General features: G+C 54.5%; 13 protein-coding genes. 5 read left to right on the forward strand and 8 right to left on the reverse strand.

Features of this window, described 5'->3' with window-relative positions; all coding sequences use genetic code 11:
- Positions 1 to 68: 68 nt before the first annotated feature.
- Complete coding sequence (locus COO59_RS03455; RefSeq protein WP_103058451.1) at positions 69 to 2,375, reverse strand: FdhF/YdeP family oxidoreductase; 2,307 nt, start codon at positions 2,373 to 2,375, stop codon at positions 69 to 71.
- A 245-nt stretch (positions 2,376 to 2,620) separates the two neighbouring features.
- Here COO59_RS03455 and COO59_RS03460 point away from each other — a divergent pair, with 245 nt between their 5' ends.
- From COO59_RS03460 to COO59_RS03480, 5 genes are all read left to right on the forward strand, one after another.
- On the forward strand, positions 2,621 to 4,213 hold the full coding sequence (locus COO59_RS03460) for a PTS transporter subunit EIIC (protein ID WP_103058452.1): 1,593 nt from the start codon (positions 2,621 to 2,623) through the stop codon (positions 4,211 to 4,213).
- Positions 4,214 to 4,619: 406 nt separating this feature from the next.
- Complete coding sequence (locus COO59_RS03465; protein WP_103058453.1) at positions 4,620 to 4,829, forward strand: hypothetical protein; 210 nt, start codon at positions 4,620 to 4,622, stop codon at positions 4,827 to 4,829.
- Between the two features lie 295 nt (positions 4,830 to 5,124).
- Positions 5,125 to 6,090 (forward strand): chemotaxis protein, encoded by a 966-nt coding sequence (locus COO59_RS03470; RefSeq protein WP_103058454.1) that lies wholly within the window; start codon positions 5,125 to 5,127, stop codon positions 6,088 to 6,090.
- 169 nt (positions 6,091 to 6,259) lie between these two features.
- The gene (locus COO59_RS03475) at positions 6,260 to 7,309 is read left to right on the forward strand and encodes an LD-carboxypeptidase (protein ID WP_103058455.1); all 1,050 of its coding nucleotides are present in this window, start codon (positions 6,260 to 6,262) and stop codon (positions 7,307 to 7,309) included.
- Between the two features lie 219 nt (positions 7,310 to 7,528).
- On the forward strand, positions 7,529 to 8,428 hold the full coding sequence (locus COO59_RS03480; protein ID WP_103058456.1) for a LysR family transcriptional regulator: 900 nt from the start codon (positions 7,529 to 7,531) through the stop codon (positions 8,426 to 8,428).
- On the opposite strand, the gene COO59_RS03485 is transcribed toward COO59_RS03480, so the two are convergent.
- The 7 genes from COO59_RS03485 to sapA all read right to left on the reverse strand — a co-directional run bounded on the left by COO59_RS03485 (position 8,425) and on the right by sapA (position 15,984).
- Complete coding sequence (locus COO59_RS03485) at positions 8,425 to 9,561, reverse strand: CMD domain-containing protein (protein WP_103058457.1); 1,137 nt, start codon at positions 9,559 to 9,561, stop codon at positions 8,425 to 8,427. The two genes, COO59_RS03480 and COO59_RS03485, sit on opposite strands and share 4 nt — an antisense overlap.
- A 203-nt stretch (positions 9,562 to 9,764) precedes the next feature.
- On the reverse strand, positions 9,765 to 10,553 hold the full coding sequence (gene fabI, locus COO59_RS03490) for an enoyl-ACP reductase FabI (RefSeq protein WP_103058458.1): 789 nt from the start codon (positions 10,551 to 10,553) through the stop codon (positions 9,765 to 9,767).
- 159 nt (positions 10,554 to 10,712) lie between these two features.
- Entirely contained in the window at positions 10,713 to 11,525 is an 813-nt protein-coding gene (sapF, locus tag COO59_RS03495) for a putrescine export ABC transporter ATP-binding protein SapF (protein ID WP_103058459.1), read from the reverse strand.
- On the reverse strand, positions 11,525 to 12,517 hold the full coding sequence (gene sapD, locus COO59_RS03500; protein ID WP_103058460.1) for a putrescine export ABC transporter ATP-binding protein SapD: 993 nt from the start codon (positions 12,515 to 12,517) through the stop codon (positions 11,525 to 11,527). Before sapD ends, sapF begins: the two co-directional genes overlap by 1 nt.
- Entirely contained in the window at positions 12,517 to 13,407 is an 891-nt protein-coding gene (gene sapC / locus COO59_RS03505) for a putrescine export ABC transporter permease SapC (protein WP_103058461.1), read from the reverse strand. Before sapC ends, sapD begins: the two co-directional genes overlap by 1 nt.
- Complete coding sequence (gene sapB / locus COO59_RS03510) at positions 13,394 to 14,359, reverse strand: putrescine export ABC transporter permease SapB (protein ID WP_103058462.1); 966 nt, start codon at positions 14,357 to 14,359, stop codon at positions 13,394 to 13,396. The genes sapC and sapB overlap by 14 nt, the downstream gene beginning before the upstream one ends.
- Positions 14,356 to 15,984 carry an ABC transporter substrate-binding protein SapA gene (gene sapA / locus COO59_RS03515; RefSeq protein WP_103058463.1) on the reverse strand — a complete coding sequence of 543 codons (1,629 nt, stop codon included), beginning with the start codon at positions 15,982 to 15,984 and terminating at the stop codon, positions 14,356 to 14,358. Before sapA ends, sapB begins: the two co-directional genes overlap by 4 nt.
- Positions 15,985 to 16,079 lie beyond the last annotated feature (95 nt).

The following is a 16,079-nucleotide window of genomic DNA, read 5'->3' on the forward strand; positions in this document are numbered from 1 at the left end:
CGCCCGGCAAGGTGTAATAAACGTAAAAAGCCGGAAAGATCCGGCTTTTTACACAGGCTTACAGGCTATCAGGCAATACGCTGCGTGACCACTTCAGCTGATAAAGAAATTTTCACCGGCACCGATTTGGAGGTCGGCGTGCCGCTGCCGTCGCCAAAGCTGGAGAGGGGGACCAGCGGGTTGGTTTCCGGATAATAGGCGGCAAGGTTTCCGCGTGGAATGTTGTAAGGCACCAGCTTAAAGCCGCTGACCCGACGGGTAATACCGTCGTTCCACAGGGTTTCGATATCCACGTTTTGCCCGGCGTCATAGCCCAGCTCGCTCATATCTTCCGGGTTAATAAACAGCACTTCACGCTGACCATAAACGCCGCGATAGCGGTCATCAAGGCCGTAAATCGTGGTGTTGTACTGATCGTGCGAGCGCAGCGTCTGCAGCGTAAACGGCACTTCTACCTCGCCCAGCGATGGGAACAGCGAGGTGGGTAAGGCCGCCGCGCTGAAGTGCGCTTTACCGCCAGGCGTATTAAAGCGCAGCTCGGCCGCGGCGTTGCCTAAATAGAAACCGCCAGGCTGTTCGCATTTCTTATTAAAGTCGGCGAAGCCAGGAATGGTCGCGGCAATATGATCGCGGATTTTGTTGTAATCCGCCGCCAGCGCCAGCCAGTCAACTTTAAAGCTGCTGAGAACCGCATTCGCGATGCCCGCCACGATGGCGGTTTCAGAACGCTGCGTATTGGCCAGCGGTTTACCCACGCCTTCAGAGGCGTGCACCATGCTGAATGAATCTTCCACGGTAATAAACTGCGAGCCGGTGGCCTGCATATCCTGCTCGGTGCGGCCCAGCGTCGGCAGAATCAGGCTTTCCTGACCCGGCACCAGATGGCTGCGATTCAGCTTGGTGCTGATATGTACGGTCAGGCCACAGCGCTGCATCGCTTCTTCCGTACGCGGACTGTCCGGTGCGGCGGCGGCAAGGTTGCCGCCCAGCGCGATCAGCACTTTAATCTCATCGCGCAGCATCGCTTCCAGCGCTTCTACGGTGTTATGACCCGGCGCACGCGGCGGTTCAAAGTCAAAGTGCTTCGCCATCGCATCAAGGAAAGCCTGAGAAGGTTTCTCATCAATGCCCATAGTGCGGTTGCCCTGCACGTTGCTGTGCCCGCGAACCGGACAAAGACCGGCGCCTTTCTTGCCCAGCTGGCCAAACAGCAGCTGCAGGTTCACGATTTCACGCACCGTATCCACGGAGTGCTTATGCTGGGTGATACCCATCGCCCAGGTACAGATAATGCGGTCGGCGCTCTGGTAGATGGCTGCCGCTTCACGCAGCTGCTGTTCGCTCAGGCCGGACTGCTGTTCAATCTGTTCCCAGCTGGTGGCGTCTACCGCCGCCAGGTAATCTTCCACGCCCTGCGTAGCCGCATTGATAAAGGTTTCGTCAAACAGGCCTTTTTTACCGGCTGCGATACGGGCGCGGTGGGTTTCCGCCAGCGCTTTGACCATGCCGCGTACAGCGGCCATATCGCCGCCCAGATTCGGCTGATAATAGGTGGAGCTAATGGCGCCCGCTTTTGAAGTCATCACTTCCAGCGGTTTCTGCGGGTCGGCAAAACGCTCCAGACCGCGCTCGCGCAGGGTATTAAAGGTGACGATTTTCGCACCGCGATCGGCGGCATGGCGCAGGCTGTGCAGCATACGCGGATGGTTGGTGCCCGGATTCTGACCAAATACAAAAATGGCATCCGCATGATCGAAATCATCCAGACGAATGGTGCCTTTACCAACGCCGATGCTGCGCTTCAGGCCGCTGCCGCTCGCTTCGTGACACATATTGGAGCAATCAGGAAAGTTATTGGTGCCAACCATACGGCCAAACAGCTGATAAAGCCATGAGGCTTCATTGCTGGCGCGGCCGGAGGTGTAAAGCTCCATCTGGTCGGGATTATCCATCGCGTGAATATGCTGAGCAATCAGCGAAAACGCGTCATCCCAGCTGACAGGCTCATAGCGATCGGTCTGGCGGTTATAGCGCAGCGGCTCGGTCAGACGCCCCTGATATTCCAGAAAGTAATCGCTCTGCTGGTAAAGCGTGCTGATGCTGTGGGTAGCAAAAAACTCAGCGTCGATAAAGCGGCGGGTCGCTTCCCATGTCACTGCTTTGGCGCCGTTTTCACAGAAGCTGAAGGTGCTTTTGTTATCGTCGCCCCATGCGCAACCTGGGCAGTCAAAGCCTTTGGCTTTGTTCATGCGCAACAGGTTGCGCATATTTTTCAGTGCTTGTTTGCTGTCCATAACGAAACGGGTGGTGGCTTCAAGTGAGCCCCAGCCGCCCGCTGCGGCCTGGTATGGCTTAATTTGCGATTTGAATTTCATGATTCGTGCAGGCTTATGGTGTTTATGAATTGTTAAGCATTTATTGCTTCTTTTACCGGGAAGTCTGCTTCGGGTTAAATATTTTGTCTAATTGATTGACTTAATGGTGTGATAGTTTTCCTTTATCGTGCAGCGGAAAAGTGTGAGTTTGCTCAAGTTTTGTCCGCCGTTTGTGCCTGGCGGTGCGGTGCTTATCGTCTGACTGACTAATACTGAAATTTTCTGACCTGCAACAGAGGCGGTTTATGAAAGATTTCGTCAGTAAGGTTCATGCGTTCGGCAAAGCATTGATGATGCCTATTTCAGTAATAGCCGCAGCCGGCATTTTTCTTGGCCTCGCCGCTGCAATGCAAAATCCGGCTATTACCGGCGATGCCTTCGCCAATATGCACACGCCTCAGCTGATTATTAGCTTTATTCGTAAAGTAGCTGGTGCGCTGTTTGCCAACCTGCCGGTATTTTTTGCCGTCGCCAGCGCTATCGGCCTGGCAAAAGCGGAAAAGCCGACGGCAGCCTTCGCGGCGGTGATCGGGTTTATCGCTATGCATGTGGGGATCAGCGCCACGCTGGCGGCCAAAGGGTTGACGGCGCAGACGACTACGCCGGAAGCGCTGCAGCAGGCAGGGATGAATCAAACCACGGCCATGATGACCTCGGCGGAATATATCCAAATGCTGGGCATATTCACGCTCAACATGAGCGTGTTGGGCGGCGTGATTGCCGGTTTGCTGACGGCCATGCTGCATAATCGTTTTTATACCCAGCAGCTGCCGACGGCGATAAGCTTCTTTGGCGGACGACGCTTCGTACCGATAGTGACGGTAGTGGTGCTGCCGCTGGTGGGCGTGCTGCTGGCGCTAATCTGGCCGACAATTGGCGCGGGCATCGCCTGGGTTGGCGAATTGATTGGTAAGAGCGGCCAGTACGGCGCATTTTTACTGGGCACCTGCGAACGCCTGCTGATCCCAACCGGTCTGCATCATATCCTCAACGAAACCGTACGCTTTACGCCGATTGGCGGTGTCGCCACCGTGGATAATCAAACCATTGTCGGCGCGTTGAACATCTTCAATACTTCGCTAACCCATCCAGGCACTATCCCTGACGAGACCGTGCGCGGGGCAACGCGCTTCCTGGCGCAGGGTAAGATACCGGTGATGATGTTTGGGCTGCCGGCGGCGGCGCTGGCTATTTACCATACCGCGCGCCCGGAGCATAAACAGCGCGTTAAGGCGCTGGTGCTGGCCGGGGCGCTGACCTCTTTTACCACCGGCATTACCGAGCCGCTGGAGTTTTGTTTTATCTTTGTTTCGCCGGTGTTGTATATCATGCATGCGCTGTTTACCGGGCTCTCATTTATGCTGATGTCGATGCTGCACCTGATGATTGGCAACGTGCAGGGGGGCGCTATCGATCTGGTGGTATTCGGCATTCTTGGCGGTGAAAAAACCCGCTGGTGGTGGACGCTGGTGCTGGGCGTGATTTATGCGCCGCTTTACTATTACGGTTTCAGATGGGTGATCAACCGGATGAATGTGGAAACGCCGGGACGTGAATCGGAAGAACAGGAAGCGCCAGCGCAGGCGGTCAGCGCCGACGATCGTATCAAAACCATCATCAGCGGCCTGGGCGGTGAAGGGAATATCGAAGAGGTGGACTGCTGTTTTACCCGTCTGCGCGTACGGGTAAAAGATATGAAAGAGGTGGTGGATCAAACCCTGATGACTACCGGTGCCAATGGGGTCAACCGTGTCAGCGATCATGACGTGCAGGTGATTTATGGCCCGCAGGTAGAAAAAATCGCTAATGAAGTCAAAACCGCATTGGGCGTAGCCTGATCGCGTCGTTTTAACCAGCTTTGTTCGCGTGACCTGTACTTTAGGGGAGTAGATTCATAAATTAATTTTACAAATAATGATAACGTCTACCTGAGAACGGTTCGTCCAGTTTTAGTTAAAACTACTCAAATGCTGCCTGCAGCCCAAAATATGCGTCCGTAAGCGGATAGACAGCATAGCAATACGGTCACACCAGGGAACCACCATACTGAAAGGTTTACGAACTTCAGTAATTATATAAATAAAATTAAACGTAATCGAAAGGCTGCCTGCGGGTGGCCTTTTATTTTTTCCTTGCTAAAAAAGGGGCGTTCAGGTAGCCAGGAGCGCTTATCCGCTGCAACAAGGCAGCGGGCTGCATCCTCGCCTATACTGGATGAATGTATCAGCGTTAATGGAGGAACCTATGTCAGAACGCCCCGATCATAACAAGCCTTACCCGGACGAACATGAACATCATGGCTTACCTGAAGATGCTCCTCATATGCCTAATCCTTTTGAGGGTGATGATTTTGGCGCCAACGGCGCGCCGGATGAGAAAGGTGAGATCCCGCGTAAACGCGATGACAGCACTGATGATAAAGAAAATCCTTACGATACCAACGGCAAACATTAAGCTTGCCTGAGCGACTGAACTCACCCCTGACGGCGCGATCGTCAGGGTTTTATTTTTTCTTTTTCGCCCCAAAAACCTCAATGATGTTTCCCGCCGGCTCGCTGCTTTAAACGGTCAAACCGTTAGTAACGCCACAGAAAAGCGATTCCCTCTGTATTTTTATTTTTAACTGCCGATAACTTATTAGAGCAAACGCATAAGCGTTAATGTTGCCGGGCAAAATGGCTTCCCGCGACGCCCAATAGATACCGCATTGTGAGCTTACGCCAGCCACAATAATAACGCAGAGGTAAAGATGGATAACTTCCAGAAAGATATTGATGAGAGAGCGAATCTCGCCTTATCTAACAAGTTTGAATTGTTATTATTCCGGCTGGGGTCTTCTCTTGAAGGCGAAAAGGCTGAGCTGTTTGGTATTAACGTTTTTAAGCTGCGCGAAATCGTTCCCATGCCCACCATTACCAAAGCGGCGGGCATGCAATCTCCCTTGCTGGGCATGGCTAACATCCGTGAGCAAATCATTCCCGTTATCGATTTGGCTGCCGTTGCAGGCTGTAAACCGGCGACCGGGCTTAATCTGCTGCTGGTAACGGAATATGCGCGTAGTACCCAGGCCTTTGCCGTCGAGTCGGTTGATAATATCGTGCGTCTCGACTGGAGCCAGGTGCACACCGCCGAATCCGGCGTCAGTAGCCGTAATATTACCAGCATCGCCTGTCTGGATGACGATGGGCAGAGCAACAGCCTGGCTATGGTGCTGGATGTAGAACAGATTCTGTATGATATCGTGCCTTCAGTGCGCGATGCCGCGCCGAAAGAGATCAAGGAACGCACCTTTAAATTTAAGCCTGGGGCAGTGGTTATCGTGGCGGAAGATTCAAAAGTAGCGCGTACCATGCTGGAACATGGGCTGCAAACTATGGGCATTCCGGCGATTATGCATACGACAGGCCTGGAAGCGTGGGAAAAAATAAAGGTTATTGCGCGTGAAGCACAGGCGGCAGGGCAGCACATTAGTGAACGTATTGCTATGGTGCTGACCGATCTGGAAATGCCGGAAATGGATGGCTTTACCCTGACGCGTAATATCAAACGCGACGAAATCCTGAAAAAGATCCCGGTGGTTATTCACTCTTCGCTCTCCGGCAGCGCCAACGAGGAACACGTGCGTAAAGTCGGGGCCGATGGCTATGTCGCTAAATTTGAAATCAACGAGCTTTCCGAGGCGATCCAGGCCGCGCTGGAAAAAGTCGCTGGCTAATATAACGCTGCCGGGTATTTACCCGGTAGCGCTCGTTCTTTTGTGACAGCGTCACTTTCACCAGCCAGAACGGGCGTACTAAATGCTGAAGCCGCAGCCTTTATTAATGGCGCACGGAGGCCATTTTTCAAAATAATGGGTTACTACAACTCTGCATTAGAAGGATCTAATGAGTTACTCTTTTATTATTTTATTAATGTTATCCACTCTTATTGCGGACTCATCATCATTAATCACCCTGGCAGAAGATACGCTAAGCGAGCATGTGGAAGCCAGGGATGATACCGCCGCTAAAACGAAAATCTATCTCATATCAAGCTCGTCACAATATGATGAAAGCGTAATCTCTAAGATTAGGCAGGTTTTTACTCAGCAAGGCTACCTGATTGACACCACCTATCTGAACCAGAAGCCAACGCCCTTAGGCTATGTCAATACCGATGAAAATCGGGCGCAAACGCTTATTCAGGCCCTGACTGATGATAATGTAAAGTATCTGTGGTTTGTCAGGGGCGGTTCTGGCGCTCTCAATCTTTACCCGTGGCTATATGCCAGCCAGCATCAGATTTCAGCCTCTTCGCCCAAAATACTTATTGGATTCAGCGATGTTACCGCCATTCACCACTATATTAACAACGATATACAGTGGCCCAGCGTTCACGGCGTTCTGGCTTCTCATAATCAGGAAATGCATGAGTTGAACAGATTGGAAAAGGTGGGCGTTTACAATAGCATACAGCAGGTTTTTCAGGCGATTCAGGAAGGCGTGACCTACACGGCTATCGAACCCATGAATCGTCCCGCCTTTGAGGGCGCACAGGGGATTTTAAACGGCGGCAATATGACACTGGTTCAGTCTTTATTTTCTACCCGCTATGAAACTGATTATTCTGACAAGGTGGTGATACTGGAAGACGTTGACGTGACCAGTAGGCAGCTAGACAGAACCCTGCATCAATTTGAATATAGTAAGACTTTTCTGCCAAAAGCCGTTATTTTCGGTCAGTTTTATCGCATCAACGCGACACTGAATGAAAAAGAGCTTTACCGGGATGTCATTCAGGCATTTGCAGAGCGGGTGGATTACCCGGTTTATTACTATCCCGCGTTCGGACATGGCATGACCAATCAGCCGTTTATGCTCGCTCAGCAGATCAATATCGAATGTGGTGACGATTACTTATATTGTAGTCTGACGCAACCGCCTTTAAGTTTTTGATTTGACATGCAATATATCTGTGAGGGCTTTACGACCCGTTAAGATAAGGTGAGCTATGCGGCTGTGTTAAAATTTTATTTCCTCAATCAAGCCTGATTATTCCTGCCTGCTTTTGCGATGAGCAGGCCCGTAGTCGGGTAAAATCATAACGTGTCACTTTTTTCATCAAAAACCAGGCTAAGTAAATTCCTTTTCTGCCACTTACTGGAATTAAAATAAATGGATATCAAGCAGCTCATTTATCTGTGCAACCTGGAGCGTGAGCGCCATTTTGGGCGCGCGGCGGAGGCCAGCTTTGTTAGTCAGCCGACGCTGTCGATGCGTCTGAAAAATCTGGAGCGTGAGCTGGGTTTGTCGTTGATCAACCGCAGCAATAACTTTGATGGCTTTACCGCAGAAGGTGAAAGGGTGCTGGCCTGGGCGCGTGAAATCGTTTCCGTTTATCAGGGACTGAAACTGGAAGTGGAATCGCTCAAGCATGGCGTAAACGGCACGTTGCGCATCGGCGTGGTGCCCCAGTGCAGCGTTTCGCTGCCGCTGCTGCTGAAAATGGTCAGCGATCGCTATCCACAGCTCGATTATCGCGTAGCGGTGCTGAGCGCCGATCAGCTGCTTGAAGCACTGAACAGTCATACTGTGGATGTAGGTTTCGGTTTTTTTGAACTGGCAACGCTGCGTGAACTGCATTTCCAGGCCGAGTCGCTAACGGATAACGGCGTAGAGCTGGTCTATCATCCGGCGCATTTTCTCCAGCTGGACAGCTACGACAGTCTGCGGCTGGAAGATATCGCCGCTTTACCGCTTTGCCTGGCAGAGCCTACGCGCTATTTTCGGCGCTACCTGGATGCCAGCTTTCGCGAGGCTGGATTAACCCAGCGCGTGATTATGGAAAGCACCTCGATTTTTCAGCTACTGCAGGGCGTGCAGGTGGGGCTGGGCTGTCTGATTGCACCGGTGGGACATCTGTTGCCCGATATGAATCCAGATTTACACAGCCGTCCGCTGGCCATTGCGCCGATGGCGCGTCATGCCGCCGTGGTTATTGCCGAGCCTGGGCGCGCCACACCGCTGTCGCAGCACTTTTTTGATGAAGTGCGACGCATTCTTAGTATGGGCTAATGCTCGATTAGCGCCTGCAGCAGCCGGTTATTCCAGTCTGCCAGCGCTACCCGCTGGATCAGGCTAAACAGCTGCTGATGCGTAATTCCCTGCGCCAGCAGCGGCTGAAGATGCGCGGCGCTAAGGCGATCCGGTGCGCGCGTCAGCTGAGCGGCAAACTGAATCACCGCATGATTTAACGGTTCGCGGCGGCTGGCCGTCAGCGCATCATCGATCCCGCTATGCAGCTCAGCTACAAAACGGCCGTGATAGCGTTTAAAGCATAAAGGGCTGCCGTTAATACGTGCGGCTACCGCCTGCGCCAGCGTTTCTTCAGCGGTTGCTAAGGGCTGTAAGCTTTGCAGGTTGCTCCAGGCGTGCAGAGCATGCGCATCATAGGCCAACAGCCAAACGATGCTGATGAATTCAGGCAGCGCCTGCGCCGCCTCAATCGCCGCCAGCTGCTGCTCGCTGGCGTAGCGACGCTCCAGCGGCGGCAGGCGAAAACGGTATTCTGCTGCCGTTGAAAAACAGTGCGCTGAGGCATCAATACTTTCATTCAGGCCGGGCAGCCAGCGTACCGGCAATCCGAGCAGCGCCTGTAATCCCGCTACGACGCGCGCCTGATAGCTAACGAACCCGATAATTTGGCTAAGGCTGATAATATCCGGCGTGGTCAAACCCACTTCATCCAGCCGCCGCAGCGCAGCGGCATCAATCACCGCTGGCTGGCTGGCCAGTTGACGAGCATACTGCGTCAGCTGGGTCAGGCGGTTATTGCTTTCTCGCGATGAGTCGGGGCCGGGCAATGGATTGAGCCGCGCCGCATAGTGGTTGCACAAGCGCTGGATACCCGTAACCTGAGCCACCGTCAGCGCGATCGCCAGCCGGTCATACAGCGTCAGCGTATGGGTGAGCGTCGGCGTCACGCTGTCCGGGAACAGCAGCGGGCTGAGCGCTTGTCCCGCCCGCAGTACCGGACGAAAAGTATGAAACAGCGGCGTCAGGATCGATTCATTTTGCTGAAGTCCCAGCAGGAAACGATCCTCAATATCTGCGGCTTCAGGATAAAGCGGGGGCGTTTGTTCAGCGCGCGCGCTGGCCTGAGTTTCATGATACCAGTGGCTGTTGCCGGAATAACGGCGTGGTTCCATGATCATTCCTTTCACAAGTTAGCCAACCCAACGGCATAAAATGCCGTAAAACCGGGTCGGAACGGCATGGCTATCCTGCAACAAGGGCTGCGCAGCAGCAAAGAATGTTCGGTGATAACAAATAGCGGAAAGCTATAACGTTAACCAGGGGAAAGTTTATAACGGAGAGAAAAGGGCGAGACGAATGCCTCGCCCAAAAAATCTTATTTCAGTTCCAGTTCGTTCATGGCAGCGATGCTGAAGCCGCCGTCAACGTGAACCACTTCACCGGTAATGCCACCCGCGAGATCGGAACACAGGAAGGCGGCGGAGTTGCCCACATCTTCAATGGTCACGGTACGGCGAATCGGCGTAACCGCTTCGCAGTGAGCCAGCATTTTACGGAAATCTTTAATACCGGACGCGGCCAGCGTACGAATCGGGCCTGCGGAAACGGCGTTAACGCGCACGCCTTCCGGACCCATCGCGTTAGCCATATAGCGTACGTTTGCTTCCAGAGAGGCTTTCGCCAGGCCCATAACGTTATAGTTCGGGATAGCGCGCTCGGCGCCCAGGTAAGAAAGCGTCAGCAGTGCTGAATTCGGGTTCAGCATCGCACGACACTCTTTAGCCATCGCTACAAAGCTGTAGGCGCTGATGTCGTGGGCGATTTTGAAACCTTCACGGGTAACGGCGTTCACATAGTCGCCATCCAGCTGATCGCCAGGGGCGAAGCCGATAGAGTGAACGAAACCGTCAAATTTAGGCCAGGTTTTTGCCAGTTCAGTAAACAGCGCTTTGATGCTCTCATCTTCAGCAACGTCACAGGGCAGAACGATTTCGGAGCCGAGATCTTTAGCGAACTCTTCAACGCGGCCTTTCAGTTTATCGTTCTGATAGGTGAAAGCCAGCTCTGCGCCCTGTTTGTGCATCGCCTGTGCAATACCGTAGGCGATAGAGAGTTTACTGGCAACGCCAGTAATCAGAATGCGCTTACCGGAAAGAAAACCCATAGCTGTAATCCTTATGGTCATTGTTGTTGGCGGCTGCTTAGCTCAAAAAATGCGCAACCGCGTTAATCGACCCGGCGATTCTAGCACGAGTCTGTCGATAGCGTTAATCCGACCTGTCAGTTGGCGAAAAGCGCCGCAGCTGATGGGGCGCGCCGTTATTTAAACCGGCGGATCGCGCCGCCAGGCGTCCGCCGTCAGCGCCTCGCCAAAGTGGCTGGCAATCATACGGCGGGTTAAATCATGCAGTGGCGCGGCCAGCACGTCGGCGGTGCCGCCGCGTTCGACCACTTCGCCCTGATGCATCACCAGCACCTGATCGCTGATATGTTTCATCATGCCAATATGCTGGGTAACGAAAATATAGGAAAGCCCATGCTTTTCCTGCAGCTCCAGCATCAGATTAACCAGCTGAGAGCGCATCGACATATCCAGTGAAGCCATCGCCTCATCGGCGATAATGACCTTCGGCTGCAGGATCAGCGCACGCGCCAGACCGACGCGCTGTTTCTGTCCCGGCGCCAGCATGTGCGGATAGTAAGCGGCATGATCGGGCAGCAGGCCCACCTGGCGCAGCGTGGCGTTAATGCGTTTTTGCCGGGCCGGTGCATCAAAATCGCTGTTCAGGCGCAGCGGAAAATCAAGAATATGACCAATGCGCTGCCGGGGGTTAAGCGCGGTAGAAGGGTCCTGAAAAATCATGCGGATCAGCCGGCTGCGAAAGCCATAATCGCCGTAGCGCAGCGGGCGATCGTTAATCACCATCTCGCCGGCGCTGGGCTCGACCATGCCGCTCAGCATTTTCGCCAGCGTCGATTTTCCTGAGCCGTTTTCACCGATAATCGCCAGCGTTTGCCGCTCGCGCAGGGTAAAGCTGACGTCTCTGACCGCCTCAACGTGCTGACGACGAAACAGACCGGTGCGATAGCGGTAGGTTTTGCTGAGGTTACGCACTTCCAGCAGGGTTTCGACCATCAGGATTTCTCCATATTCAGCGGAAAGTGGCAGGCGAACAGATGGTTTTTTGCTCCTGCCAGGCGCGGCGTTTCGATGCATTTTTTCTGCGCATACGGGCAGCGCGGACCGAGCCGACAGCCGATGGGCAGATGCTCCAGCGACGGAATCGCGCCCGGCAGGGTATTCAGCCGACTTTTATGCGGCAATGCGCTGCCGAAATCGGGCATTGCGCGGATCAGTGCCTGCGTGTAAGGGTGGTGCGGCGTGGTAATGAGATCCTGGCTGGCGGCGGTTTCTACCGTTTGCCCACAGTAAAGAACATTAATACGATTAGCCCACTGGCTCATGGTGCGCAAATCGTGGCTGATCAGCAAAATCGTGGTGTTGTTGTTCTGGTTAAAGCGGCTGAGCAGGCGGAAAATTTGCGCCTGGGTGGTCGGCTCCATGGCGTTGGTCGGCTCATCGGCGATCAGCAGGCGTGGCTGGTTCGCCAGCGCAATCGCAATCATCACCTTCTGGCATTCCCCTTCGGTTAACTCATAGGGATAGCTGCGCATAATATCTTTATGATCTTTAATGCCGACGCGATGCAGCAGTTCAATAGCGCGTGCGTGACGCCAGTGAAAGCGCTGATACCAGCGGCCTTTCCAGGTCCAGCCGGGGATCGCCTGCATCAGCTGACGGCCCACCCTGGCGGAAGGATCGAGACAGGACTGAGGCTCCTGAAAAATCATCGAGACGTTATGGCCGACGATGCGGCGACGCTCGCGCGGCGAAAGGCGCAGCAGGTCAATATCATCAAAGCGCATACGATCGGCGCTGATGCGCCAGTTATCTTTGGTGACGCCGCAAATTGCCTTGGCGATCAGGCTTTTGCCGGAGCCGGATTCCCCCACCAGCCCGCGAATTTCTCCTTCGTTCAGCGTCAAATTGACGCGATCGACCGCCTTAACCGGCCCGTCGGCGGTCATAAATTCAATGGTCAGGTTACGAATATCAAGTAACGGCATTATTCCACTCCCGCCACGATGGCGCGGCGAATCCCGTCGCCCAATAGATTGATAATTAATACGCTCAGCATAATCGCGGCGCCGGGCAGCATCACCGTCCAGGGCGCAACGTAGATCAGCTCCAGCGCGTCGCCCAGCATCGCCCCCCATTCAGGCGAGGGCAGCTGTGCACCGAGATCGAGAAAGCCGAGCGCCGCAATATCCAGAATAGCCATGGAGAGCGCGCGGGTGAACTCACTCACCAGCAGCGGCAGGATATTGGGCAGAATGGCATGCCAGAGGATATTCTTGTTGCTGGCCCCGTCCAGACGCGCGGCCACGATATAATCTTTTTCCAGTTCATCATGCACGGCGGTATAAATAGCCCGCACCAGACGCGGTAATAGCGCCAGCCAGACCGCCAGCAGCACGTGTCCCAGACCCGGCCCGATAAAGGCGACCACCACAATCGCCAGCAGCAGTGAAGGGATCGACAGCAGCGTATCCAGAATGTGATTCATCACCGCTGAACGCAACCCGTGCGTTATTCCCGCCAGTACGCCCAGCACCACCGCGCAGAACGCCGCCGCCAGCGTCACCAGCAGCGCTGAGCCAACGGTCGGCGCCGCGCCGCTCAGTAAACGGCTCAGCACATCACGGCCTAAATCATCGGTGCCGAGGAAAAACGAGACATCGCCATAGCGTGACCAGGAGGGCGGCAGCAGCTGATAACCGAGAAACTGCTGGTCAAGGCCGTATGGCGCCAGCCAGTGGCCAAACAGGCAGAGCAACAGCAGAAAGGCAAAGCCGTAAAAGCCCACCATCGCGCTGGTGTCGTGATAGAAAAGCCGCCACGTATAGCGAAACGGGCTGGGAAGGCGCTTCTCGGCGTAAATATTATCGGAGGGCATACCATTCCTTATGCTTCAGCGGGGTCGTCATTGCGCCCAGAATATCGGATAACACATTCACAAGGATCACCAGGCTACCGACCACCATTACACCGGCGGAAATAGCGGCATAATCCTGTTGGCGAATGGCATTAATCAGCCAGCGACCCAGGCCGGGCCAGCTAAAAACCACTTCGGTAATCATCGCCAGCGTCAGCATGGTGGCAAACTGTAAGCCCAGACGCGGGATCACCGGCGGCAGCGCATTATGCAGCACATGGCGCCGGATAATCGTAAAGCGTGACAGCCCGCGAGTGGCGGCCGCTTTGATATAGTTGGCGCCAATAACCTCGCTGGTACTGTTGCGTAGCAGGCGTACCACTTCCGTGGTGGGCGCAATCGCCAGCGTCGTTACCGGCAGCACCATATGCAGTACCACATTGATCAGCATTTCCCTGCGCCAGGGAGAGTCGCTAATAAACGCATCAATCAGCGCGAAGCCGGTAACCGATTTCATTTGATACAGCAGATCGATACGGCCGCTAACCGGCAGCCAGCCGAGATTCAGCGAAAAAAACAGCGTCAGCAGCAGCGCCAGCCAAAATACCGGCATCGAAAAACCGAGCAGGGAAAAAGCGCTTATCACCCGATCCTGCCACTTATTACGCATCACGCCGGCAATAATGCCCAGCGGGATGCCCAGCAGCAGCGCCACGCTAAAGGCCAGCAGGCACAGCTCCAGCGTGGCGGGGAACACCTCACGCAGCTGCAAATTGATTGACTGGCCGTTAATGCTGGAAACGCCAAAATCGAGCTGTAAAACGCCGGTAAACCAGAACCACCACGCATCCAGCAGGGATGCGCCCTGCAGCGGCGCGTGCGGCGTAAAATAGCTCAGGCTGAAGGCCACCAGCGTCAGCATAAACAGCGTCACCAGCAGCAGCACCAGGCGGCGCAGCGTATAGATAATCACGGTTTTGACTCCTCGCCGTTATCGCGGTGGACACCCGCAAAAGAGGCATTGCCAAACGGGCTCAGCACCAGTCCTTGTATATCGTGTCGGTAGGCCTGGAGACGCAGAGAAGAGGCGAGCGGCAACACCGGCAGTTCGCGCGCCAGCACCTGCTGGGCCCGATCGTAATGTTCAATGCGCGACGCCAGCTGCTGCGAGAGCAGCGCCTGCTGTAGCTCGCCATCAAATTCAGTATTGCACCAGTGCGCATAATTAGTCTGAGAATTAATTGCCGCGCAGCTGAGCAGCGGCCGGAAAAAGCTGTCCGGGTCGTTACTGTCGGTCGCCCAGCCAGCCAGCGTTAAATCGTGATTCATCTGCATCAGCCGCGCCTCCTGAAAACGTCCCTCAACCGCCATGATAGTCACGCTGACGCCAATCTGCGCCAGATCGGCCTGAATCAGTTCGGCGGTTTTCAGCGGGCTGGGATTCCAGGACTGCGAAGCGGAAGGCACCCATAGCGTCAGCTCCAGGTTCTCCACCCCCAGCTTCTTCAGCATTTCCCGCGCCTTATCCGGATTGTATTCCGTAACCCTGGCCTCGCTATCATAGGCCCAGGAGGCGCGCGGCAACACTGACGCCGCCGTTTCTGCCGTACCGTAATAGATCGATTCCATCAGGCGTTCGTTATTGATCGCCAGCGCCAGCGCCTGACGTACCTCAACGCGGTCGAGCGGCGGTTTGCCGGTATTAAACGCCAGATAGGCGATATTCATTCCCGGACGCAGCGTAAGCCGCAGACGCGGATCGTCACGCAGAATGGTGAGCTGACTGGCGGCAGGATAGGCCAGCACGTCACATTCGCCGGTAAGCAGTTTCGACAGCCTGCCGGTGCCGCCCACGCCCATATCAATCACCACCTGCGGCATACGCGGCAGGCCTTTCCAGTAATGCGGGTTGCGCTCCAGCCGCACATACTGCCCGGCTCGATATTCATTCAGCATAAAAGGACCGGTGCCGACCGGCTGGCGATCCATCTCTTCCTGACGATCGCGAGCCGTCAGCTGCTGCGCATATTCTGCCGATAATACCGGCGCGTAGTGGGTAGCCAGATGCCATAAAAAGGAGGCGTCCGGGCTTTTCAGGCGGATCTCAACCGTATCGTTATCGATTTTTTTAACGCTTTTCACCGCGTCGGCATATTGCAGACTATCGAAATAGGGATATTCGCCGCCGTTGATGTTGTGCCACGGATGATGACGATCGAAAATGCGCGCAAAGCTGAACACCACGTCATCGGCGTTCATGGTGCGGCCAGGCGTAAACCAGGCGGTTTTTTGGAAGGAAACATGGTGGCGTAAATGAAAGCGGTAAGTGGCGCCGTTATCCAGGGTTTCCCAGCGCTCGGCCAGCTCTGGTATCAGACGATAAGTATAGGGATCGACATCCAGCAGGCGGTCATACAGCTGTGCGGAAAGCGTATCAACCACCAGGCCGCTGCTGGCCAGCTGTGGATTAAAGGTATTCATAACGCCGCTAACGCAGTAGACGAAACCGCTGTTACGAATATCTTCCGGCGTCGCGGCGTGGCTGGCCGCACTGAGCAGCAGCAGCCCTGACAACAGCCTGGATAATAATTTCAACATAGGAAGTTAACATTCAATGGGTGACAGGCTGAGTGTATCTCACTCTGCAAGTTGTCCCAAAGTTTGGCGGGGCGGTCGCTGTTTTTTCCGCCACT

It is taken from the genome of Mixta theicola, assembly GCF_002895925.1.
GTDB lineage: Bacteria > Pseudomonadota > Gammaproteobacteria > Enterobacterales > Enterobacteriaceae > Mixta > Mixta theicola.

Coding starts and splice junctions, on each gene's coding strand:
- COO59_RS03455 (WP_103058451.1), bottom strand. CDS start 2,375: ATGAAATTCAAATCGCAAATTAAGCCATACCAGGCCGCAGCGGGCGGC.
- COO59_RS03460 (WP_103058452.1), top strand. CDS start 2,621: ATGAAAGATTTCGTCAGTAAGGTTCATGCGTTCGGCAAAGCATTGATG.
- COO59_RS03465 (WP_103058453.1), top strand. CDS start 4,620: ATGTCAGAACGCCCCGATCATAACAAGCCTTACCCGGACGAACATGAA.
- COO59_RS03470 (WP_103058454.1), top strand. CDS start 5,125: ATGGATAACTTCCAGAAAGATATTGATGAGAGAGCGAATCTCGCCTTA.
- COO59_RS03475 (WP_103058455.1), top strand. CDS start 6,260: ATGAGTTACTCTTTTATTATTTTATTAATGTTATCCACTCTTATTGCG.
- COO59_RS03480 (WP_103058456.1), top strand. CDS start 7,529: ATGGATATCAAGCAGCTCATTTATCTGTGCAACCTGGAGCGTGAGCGC.
- COO59_RS03485 (WP_103058457.1), bottom strand. CDS start 9,561: ATGGAACCACGCCGTTATTCCGGCAACAGCCACTGGTATCATGAAACT.
- fabI (WP_103058458.1), bottom strand. CDS start 10,553: ATGGGTTTTCTTTCCGGTAAGCGCATTCTGATTACTGGCGTTGCCAGT.
- sapF (WP_103058459.1), bottom strand. CDS start 11,525: ATGGTCGAAACCCTGCTGGAAGTGCGTAACCTCAGCAAAACCTACCGC.
- sapD (WP_103058460.1), bottom strand. CDS start 12,517: ATGCCGTTACTTGATATTCGTAACCTGACCATTGAATTTATGACCGCC.
- sapC (WP_103058461.1), bottom strand. CDS start 13,407: ATGCCCTCCGATAATATTTACGCCGAGAAGCGCCTTCCCAGCCCGTTT.
- sapA (WP_103058463.1), bottom strand. CDS start 15,984: ATGTTGAAATTATTATCCAGGCTGTTGTCAGGGCTGCTGCTGCTCAGT.